This window comes from Pseudomonas sp. (assembly GCF_049645325.1).
In the GTDB taxonomy this organism is placed as follows: domain Bacteria; phylum Pseudomonadota; class Gammaproteobacteria; order Pseudomonadales; family Pseudomonadaceae; genus Aquipseudomonas.
Genome location: NZ_JBARTQ010000004.1, coordinates 1 through 7,921, shown reverse-complemented (window position 1 = coordinate 7,921; position 7,921 = coordinate 1). Strand labels below are relative to the sequence as shown.

The following is a 7,921-nucleotide window of genomic DNA, read 5'->3' as shown; positions in this document are numbered from 1 at the left end:
ATGTAAAGGTACGGCAAGGCCTCATCATCAGTGTGCAGGTCGAGCACCAGGTCGGCACCCGCCGCCAGTTGCACCAGGCTTTTTTGCCAGTGCGCAAGAGTGCTCGCCGGACGCTGCATGGCCAGCGACTGATCGAACGCGCGGTTGAAATTCTGCCCGGTGGCTTCATGAAAACGCCCGAGCAATTTGCCCTGGCGAAACTGGCCGATTCCGAACGGGTTGGCCTGCGGCACCACCGTCACCGTGCCGCGCAACCGGCCCTGGTCCTGACACGCCTGCAAGCGTGGCAGCAACTGATGCAGCACCAACATGCCGGCGATTTCATCCGCGTGCACACCGGCTTGCAGGTGCACCGAGGGCCCGCTGCCGTCGCCATCAAAGCGCCAGGCGCCAATGTGCAGCACGTTGCCAGCATCGCCCGCCACCTGCCACGAAAGGTCTTTTGCCATGCCTTGCCCTCCTCTGATCATTAATCGGTAGAGATTGAACACATGTTCAACTAACCTTGACGTTCTGGTCTTTTATCAAAGGCATGCCCGTGACCGTCGACCCTCCCAAACTGCGCCGCGCCGACCCGGATGAACGCCGGGACCTGCTGATTGCCGCCACCCTCACCAGCCTCGCCAGGGACGGCCATGCCGGGATATCCGTGCGACGCATCGCCGCTGAAGCCGGGGTGTCCGTGGGTTTGCTCAACCATCACTTCGGCACCATCGATGCGCTGATTGCCGAGACCTACCACAAGCTGGCCAACGAGCTGACGACCGCGCTCTGGGAGCAAGTCGAACAGGCCGAAGGCGCCGCCGCGCGCCTGGATGCGTTTCTCAGCGCCTCGTTTTCGCCACGGGTCATGGACCCCGACCTGCTCGGCGTGTGGGTGGTGTTCTGGAGCCTGATCCGCCACTCGCCCCACGTAAACCAGTCCCACGAAAACAGCTACCGCGCCTACCTGGCGCTGATCCAGCAATTGCTCGACGACCTGGCCCGCAGCGAAAACCTGCAGATCCACGACAGCCACCTCGCCGCCATTGGCCTATCGGCGATGCTCGACGGACTCTGGCTTGAGGGCTGCCTCAACCCCGGCACTTTCACTCCCGCTAACGGGCTGCACATCTGCCGCTGCTGGGTACGGGGCTTGCGTCACGGCGCATTCGGCGCCGACCACGTCGTGTGACGCGGGGTGGCGCGCGCTGAGCATGGCCAAGGTGCCGCTGAGCGCGATCAGCACCGCGCCGATGATCAGCGAGAGGTCCATGGAAGTGCCCCAGATCAAGCTCGACAAGAGAAAGGCCCAGATCAACCCGGTGTATTCGAACGGCGCCAGCAACGTCGCCGTGGCGCGCCGGAAGCTGGCGAACAAGAGAAACTGGCCAATGCCACCGACCAGGCCGGCTGCCAACATGCCCAGCCAGGCCGTGGTCGGCGCCGGGGTGTGGGTCCAGGGCAAGGTCACGGCCATGCACACCACGAACACCACGTTGGTGATCAACATCTGTTCCAGCACCGAACTGCTCGGGTCGACCTGGCGCAGCTGGATGTAGGTAAAGGCCCAGCACAATGCGGCGGCCAGGGTCAGCGCGATGGGCAACGGGTCAACCATGTTGCTCGGGCGGCAGGCGATCACCACGCCGACAAACCCGATCAGCAGCGCGACCCACTGGCCACGGCTGGCGCGCTCCTTGAGGATCAGCGCGGCGAGCAAGGTCACCATGATCGGCGCGGAAAAATACAGGGTGGTCATTTCCGCCAGGGTCAGGTCCTTGGCGGCGGTGTAATACAGCAACCACGCGAGCAACGACAGCAGCCCGCGAATGATCAGCAATTTACGGCTGACCGACGTCCAGGCCCGACGCAGCAACCCCAGGCGCCCGGCGATCACGCAGGCGCCAACCACCACCAGGCTGCGCCAGAACAAGATAGTGAACACCGAATAATCGGCCACCAGCCATTTGATCGCCGCGTCCTGCAACGCCAAAAATGCGTAGGCCAGTGAGCACAGGGCAATCCCTTGCAGCGAGCGATCCTGGTTCATCCGGCCGACCTGCGCAGCGGCGTGCCGCGTCGTTCGGCGATGGCGTAGACGCCTTCAATCAGGAACGTCAGGCACAGGTACACACCGGCCACCAACAGCAACGGCTGATAGATCTGCAAGGTTTGCGCACGCACCACGTTGGCCGCGCCCAGCAGGTCGACCACGGCAATGGTCGAGGCCAATGCGGTGGACTTGAGCAGCATCACCGTCTCCCCCGCCAGCGTTGGCAACAACAGGCGCATCGCCCGAGGCAACCGCACCCGCAACAGCGCCTGGCGCGGGGTCATGCCAAATGCCGAGGCGGCCTCCATTTCGCCTTTGGGCACGGCGAGCAGGCCGCCGCGAATCACTTCGCCGACATAGGCGCCCACCGACAGCACCAGGGCGAACACGATGTACCAATAACCGTCGCGCAGAAACGGCCAGAGCACGCTGCCGCGGATCATCGGAAACTGCGCGAACAAGCTGCCCAGGCCGTAGTAGAAAATGTAGATCTGGATCAACAGTGGCGTCCCGCGCAACACACTGGTGTACGCCAGCGCACTGCGCGACAGCCACTTGCGCCGTGACAGTCGCGCCAACGCCACCAGCACCGCCAAGGCAAAACCCAACACCGCTGAAATTGCCAGCAGTGACAAGGTGGTCTGCAAGCCCTTGGCGATCAGCCCGGCGTAGTAACTTATCCAATCAGGCATGCGTCCCTCACTCGACAACCGGCATCCAGCGACGAATACGTCGCTCCAGGCGCCCGGACAGGTAGTTGGAAGCCAGCGTCACCAGGTAATACAAGGCGGCGGCCGTGAGGTAGAACAACAAGTACTGGCGCGTGGAGCCTGCCGCCTGCTTGGCGGTGTAAAGCAATTCGTTGGTGCCGACCACGCTGATCAACGCGCTGTCCTTGATCAGGTTGACCCACAGGTTCGACATACCCGCCAGGGCAAAAGGCGCCATGATCGGCAGCGTCACCCGGCGGAACAGGCCAACACCGCTCAGGCCGAACGCCCGCGCCGCTTCGATCTGGCCGTGAGGAATCGCAAGGATCGCCGCGCGAAAAATCTCCGAGGCGTAAGCGCCCTGCACCAACCCCAACACCAGAATCGCCACCAGCGGCCCGCTGATATTCACCTGCTCAAACCCCAGCCACAGCATCAGCGCGTTGAGGCCCATGGAGCCTGCGTAATACAGCAGCAGGATCAACAGCAATTCCGGCACCGCGCGAAACACCGTAGTGTAGCCGCGCATCAGCATTGCGATGGGGCGTGGCGCACTGAGCTTGGCGCAGGCCACCACCAGGCCAATGACCAGCCCCACGGCAAAAGAGCCGGCGGAGATTTGCAGGGTCATCCATAACCCTTTGAGCAGCGCGTTACCCCACCCTTGTTCGCCGAAGCTTAAGAGCTCGAACATTATTCGCTCTTCTGGGCGATTTGCTGGTACGGGCTGTCACAGGTCTTGCTCACAAACGCCGGGGTGTCGGCGCGTTTGCACGGGCTCACCGACACGCCGAAGTAGTGCTGGGACAGGTCGTCGTAGTCCTTGCTCACCAGCAGTTCGCCGATGGCTTTGTCCAGTCGGGCCTTGAGCGCGGTGTCTTCCTTGCGCATCCCGGCGCCGACGCCACGGCCGATGATCGGGTCGTACGGCACGCTGGCAATGTGGGCGAGGCCACTGGCTTCCGGGGTCTTGACCATCATGGCGATGGCGGTGTCATCGGCCATCATGTAGTCGATACGGCCGGCGATCAGGTCGGCATTCGCCGATTCCTGTGTGTCGTAATACTTAAGGTCGGCGATGTTTTCGTAGTATTTTTTCAGGTAGTTGGCGCTGACCGTGGAGATCTGCACGCCGATCAGCTTGCCTTTAAGGCCCGTCGGCGAGATCTCGACTTCACTGCCTTTGGGCCCCGCCACGCCCAGCAGCGAGTCGTAGTACGCGCGGCTGAAGGCGATTTGTTTTTCACGCTCATCGGTGACCGACATCGAGGAGAAAATCACGTCGATCTTCTTCGCCAGCAACGACGGGATGATGCCATCCCACGCCACTTCCTTGATCTGGCATTCAGCTTTCATGCCTTCACAGAGCTTGTGGATCAGGTCCACTTCAAACCCCGACCACTGGCCGTTACCGCCTTTTACGGTGAACGGCGGGTAGGGTTCGGCCGCCACGGCGAACACGATGGGTTTTTCCGCCGCCAGTGTAAAACCTGCGGCCAACATCAACACTGCACTGCTCAACCACGTTGCCATGCGTTTGGATTTCATGATTTGCCCCGTCTTTTTCTGGAGTTAGCGAGTTTGATGCGCGTTGACGAACTGCCGGCAACGTTCACTGCGTGGGTCGATAAACACCGAGTCCGGCGAGCCGGTTTCCTCGATCATGCCTTGGTGCAGAAAAGCCACTTTGGACGACACATCCCGCGCAAATGCCATTTCATGGGTCACCAAAATCATGGTGCGGCCTTCCTCGGCCAGGGAGCGAATCACCCGCAGTACTTCGCCCACCAGCTCCGGATCCAGAGCCGAGGTGGGTTCGTCGAACAACATGACTTTGGGGCGCATGGCCAACGCGCGGGCAATCGCCACGCGCTGTTGCTGGCCACCGGAAAGGAATGCCGGGTACTCGTTGCGTTTGGCGGCAAGGCCGACGCGGTCGAGCAAGGCTTCGGCGCGCTCGATGGCCTCGGCGCGGCTTTCACGCAGCACCTGGGTGGGGGCTTCGATCAGGTTTTCCAGCACGGTGCGATGGGGCCACAGGTTGAAGTTCTGGAACACCATGCCCAGGGTCGACCGGATGCGCACCAGTTGCCTGGCGTCGGCTACCAGCGGTGCGCCCGGGCGACCGTAGTTGAGCTTGATGCTTTCACCGTCGACATGAATGCTGCCCTGGTCGGGCACTTCGAGCATGTTGATGCAGCGCAGCAAGGTACTTTTGCCCGAGCCGCTGGCGCCGATCAGCGAGATCACCTCGCCTTCGTGGGCCGTGAGGGAAATGCCTTTGAGCACCTCGATATTGCCAAAGCGTTTATGCAGGTCGATGACCTCGATCATCTTCTTGGCCTGGGCCGGTTGCAGCACTTCGATCACAGGCGGCGCCGCAACCCGTGGCTCGCCGGCGAGCTTGGCGACAAATGCGGCAAAGCGCTGGCAGGCTTGCGCCAGGCGTTCTTCGCCGAGGGTGAAGGACAAGCGCACAAAGCCCTGGGCCGGTTCGCCAAACGCGGCGGCATCCAGTACCGAAACCCCGGCTTCGCGGAACAACCGCCAGGCAAAATCCAGTGAGCTCAAACCGCTACCGCGTACGTCTACCAGCACGAACATCCCGGCTTGCGGCGCCTGCACCTTGATCCCCGGGCAAGCGCTGAGGCCCGCCACGACGAGGTCGCGCCTGCGGCGATAGATGTCGCGCATGCCGGCGGTCACTTCGTCATGGGCCAGCACGGCGGCGGTGGCCGCCTCCATCACAAACCCCGGCAAGCCATAGAGCATACTCAGCACCAGGGTTTCGGCGTGCACGATCAGCTGCGGCGCCGCGACGATCCAGCCGATACGCCAGCCGGTCATCGCATGGGACTTGGACAGACTGCCGATGACGATGCAGCGCTCGGCCATGCCCGGCAACGCAGCGAGGCTGTGGTAGTGCCCGTCGAACACCAGGCTTTCATACACCTCATCCACCACCACCCACAGCTCATGGGCGATGGCCAGGTCGGCAATCGCTTGCAGTTCCTGTGGATTCAGGACGACGCCCGTCGGGTTGTTCGGGTTGGAAAAGAAGATAGCCCGCGTGCGCGGCGTAATCGCGGCGGCGAGCAATTGCGCATCCAGGCGAAACCCCGATTTCGGCGAACACGGCACGCGCACCAGCGTCGCGCCGCTGGCTTTGAGCGTGGCTTCGTAGGTGACGTACATCGGGTCGAGCACCAGCACTTCATCGCCGGCTTGCAACAGGCACAGGGAGGTCACGAACAGCGCGTTCTGCGCACCGGCGACGGTGATCACGCTCTCGGCGGCAACCGGGCGTGACAGCGTCTTGCTGTAGCGCGCGGCAATCGCATCACGCAGCGCCGGGCGGCCGGGGATTTCGGTGTAGTGGGTGTCACCTTCGCGCAAGGCGCTGACGGCAGCGTCGGTGATGAACGATGGCGTGGCGAAATCCGGATCGCCAACGCTGAGGATGATGATGTCTTCGCCTTGGCTGGCGGCCTGGAACGCGGCGTGGTGGATGTCCCAGGCGGCGACGCCCTGCCCTGCAATTCGTTCGACGAAGGGAGAAAACCGCATGCCAGAGCCTCTCGTTCAAGAAGAAAAAGCGCGAACCCGTGTGTGTGTGTGTGTGCAAACGGGTGGATGCGGTCAACATAGATCAAACTGAACAGTCGTTCAATGGGTAAGTTTTACCCCGTGTCGTTTATGGATTAAACAGGTCGTTGTGGTGATTTTCGAGGTGTGTACGTGTTTACCGGCCGTGCAAGCCGATAGTGCCGGCGGCCTGGTCATACAGCACCGCATTATCGAAATAGGTCAGCAAACCGGCATTGATGCCGTGGAAGTTATGCGCGCCCTGGGCGGTGATATAGCGCACATAGCGCCCGCCCCCATTGTCGACCTTGAAGTGCTGGCCCATCTGGCTGCCATCAGCCAGGGTCAGGCTGAAATGCGCCGGTGCGCCCACCGGCCAGTTGGCTTGCAGGGCATCGGCATAGACATGAAAACCCGCCGCGCCGGTGTCCAGGATGCTGTCGCCACACACTTGCTGATGGGTGTCCAGTCGTTGCAGGCAACCCTGCACGCCATGGTCCTTCCAGTACGCGCTGGTGTCCCCCGGCTTGGTTGGAAACCGCTGCAGGCTGATGTTGCGAAAGCCCTGGGTTTGCGCCGCCGTGGGGTTGAGGATCAACTGCCCGGTGCTCTGCCCCGGCCGTGGCAACACCACCAGCCAGCGTCCGCCCATGGCCACCAACGGGTTGCTGGCCGGATTGCGCAGCATGCCGACGCCCATGATTGCCTTGAAGCCTTCGCCGCGCTCGGGGTTGCCGCCCATCAGGAAGTCCTTGGCGGCGACTTTGGAGGCCGGGCATTTGGGCCGTGCGTCACTGCAACTGATGCTGTCCACCACCTGCATCGGCACGCGCGCGGTCGCATTGCCCAGGCTGACATCTGCCAATGCGAGCGTGCCGATCAGGCGCACGCCGCTGCCGTACTGGATCATCGCCGGGGTGTCTTGCGCCGCCACGTCCTGGGGTTTCAGTACCCCCGGCAACACCCGCAGCCCTACCGAGCCGGTGTCGAGCTGGGTTTCCACGGTGCTACTGCCGATTTTCAAGGTCACGCTGTAGCGCAAGTCACCATTGGCCATGGTGGCGCTGTGGATCGGGATGACGTCTCGGGCCGCCGCATGGGCGACACCGGCAAACAGGAACAGCGAGGCCAACACAGTCATGCGCATGCGGGTAAGTCCGGTTCAGGTTAAGGGAGGCTTACAGCGGGTTCATCAGGTCACATCGGTAGTCCTGCAACTCGCCGGCAGAACCCAGGTTAAGCTCGGTCAATGACAGGTGCGTGGTCAGCAGCACGAGGCGGCCATCGGCGCGGGGTGTCATCAACAAGCCGTAATCGCTGATGTCATCGGCCTGGGCAGCGACGTATTCGCGCAACACTTGCAATGGGTCAAGCGCGTCGGCGTCCGCCACCGACAGCGTGCGGGCGGCGTAGGTATGCCCTTTCAACCGGGTCGGCAACACGCGCCACTGCTCATCGAGGCTGTTGCCCTGCTGATTGAGGGCGGTGAAAACGTCCGGACGCAGGCAAGCGATGTGCACATGCAACTGGTTCTGCGAGCGGCCATAACGGGAGTTGATCGCCACCGAGACGAATTGATCCGGAATCGGCT

7 protein-coding genes and 2 pseudogenes are annotated in these 7,921 nt (G+C 62.5%); 1 reads left to right on the top strand and 8 read right to left on the bottom strand.

Annotated features, from left to right (window positions below):
* Nucleotides 1–449: pseudogene (locus WBB95_RS00165) on the bottom strand (succinylglutamate desuccinylase); the annotation flags it as partial.
* 83 nt (nt 450–532) lie between these two features.
* On the opposite strand from WBB95_RS00165, the pseudogene WBB95_RS00160 reads away from it, so the two are divergent.
* Nucleotides 533–1,078: pseudogene (locus WBB95_RS00160) on the top strand (TetR/AcrR family transcriptional regulator); the annotation flags it as partial.
* Here WBB95_RS00160 and WBB95_RS00155 read toward each other — a convergent pair.
* The 7 genes from WBB95_RS00155 to WBB95_RS00125 form a co-directional block, all read right to left on the bottom strand.
* A complete protein-coding gene (locus WBB95_RS00155; protein WP_424485748.1) occupies nt 1,034–2,032 on the bottom strand; it encodes a DMT family transporter in 999 nt (332 codons plus the stop codon). The pseudogene WBB95_RS00160 and the gene WBB95_RS00155 sit on opposite strands and share 45 nt — an antisense overlap.
* Entirely contained in the window at nt 2,029–2,727 is a 699-nt protein-coding gene (locus WBB95_RS00150) for an ABC transporter permease (RefSeq protein WP_424485747.1), read from the bottom strand. The genes WBB95_RS00155 and WBB95_RS00150 overlap by 4 nt, the downstream gene beginning before the upstream one ends.
* Before the next feature lie 7 nt (nt 2,728–2,734).
* The gene (locus WBB95_RS00145) at nt 2,735–3,439 is read right to left on the bottom strand and encodes an ABC transporter permease (RefSeq protein WP_424485746.1); all 705 of its coding nucleotides are present in this window, start codon (nt 3,437–3,439) and stop codon (nt 2,735–2,737) included.
* Nucleotides 3,439–4,293 (bottom strand): transporter substrate-binding domain-containing protein, encoded by an 855-nt coding sequence (locus WBB95_RS00140; protein WP_424485745.1) that lies wholly within the window; start codon nt 4,291–4,293, stop codon nt 3,439–3,441. The genes WBB95_RS00145 and WBB95_RS00140 overlap by 1 nt, the downstream gene beginning before the upstream one ends.
* Before the next feature lie 24 nt (nt 4,294–4,317).
* Nucleotides 4,318–6,312: an aminotransferase class I/II-fold pyridoxal phosphate-dependent enzyme gene (locus WBB95_RS00135; protein ID WP_424485744.1), complete on the bottom strand. Its 1,995-nt coding sequence runs from the start codon at nt 6,310–6,312 to the stop codon at nt 4,318–4,320.
* A 175-nt stretch (nt 6,313–6,487) separates the two neighbouring features.
* Entirely contained in the window at nt 6,488–7,477 is a 990-nt protein-coding gene (locus WBB95_RS00130) for a DUF3443 family protein (protein WP_424485743.1), read from the bottom strand.
* Between the two features lie 31 nt (nt 7,478–7,508).
* A partial coding sequence (locus WBB95_RS00125) for a CDP-diacylglycerol diphosphatase (RefSeq protein ID WP_424485742.1) occupies nt 7,509–7,921 on the bottom strand: 413 nt, incomplete at its 5' end.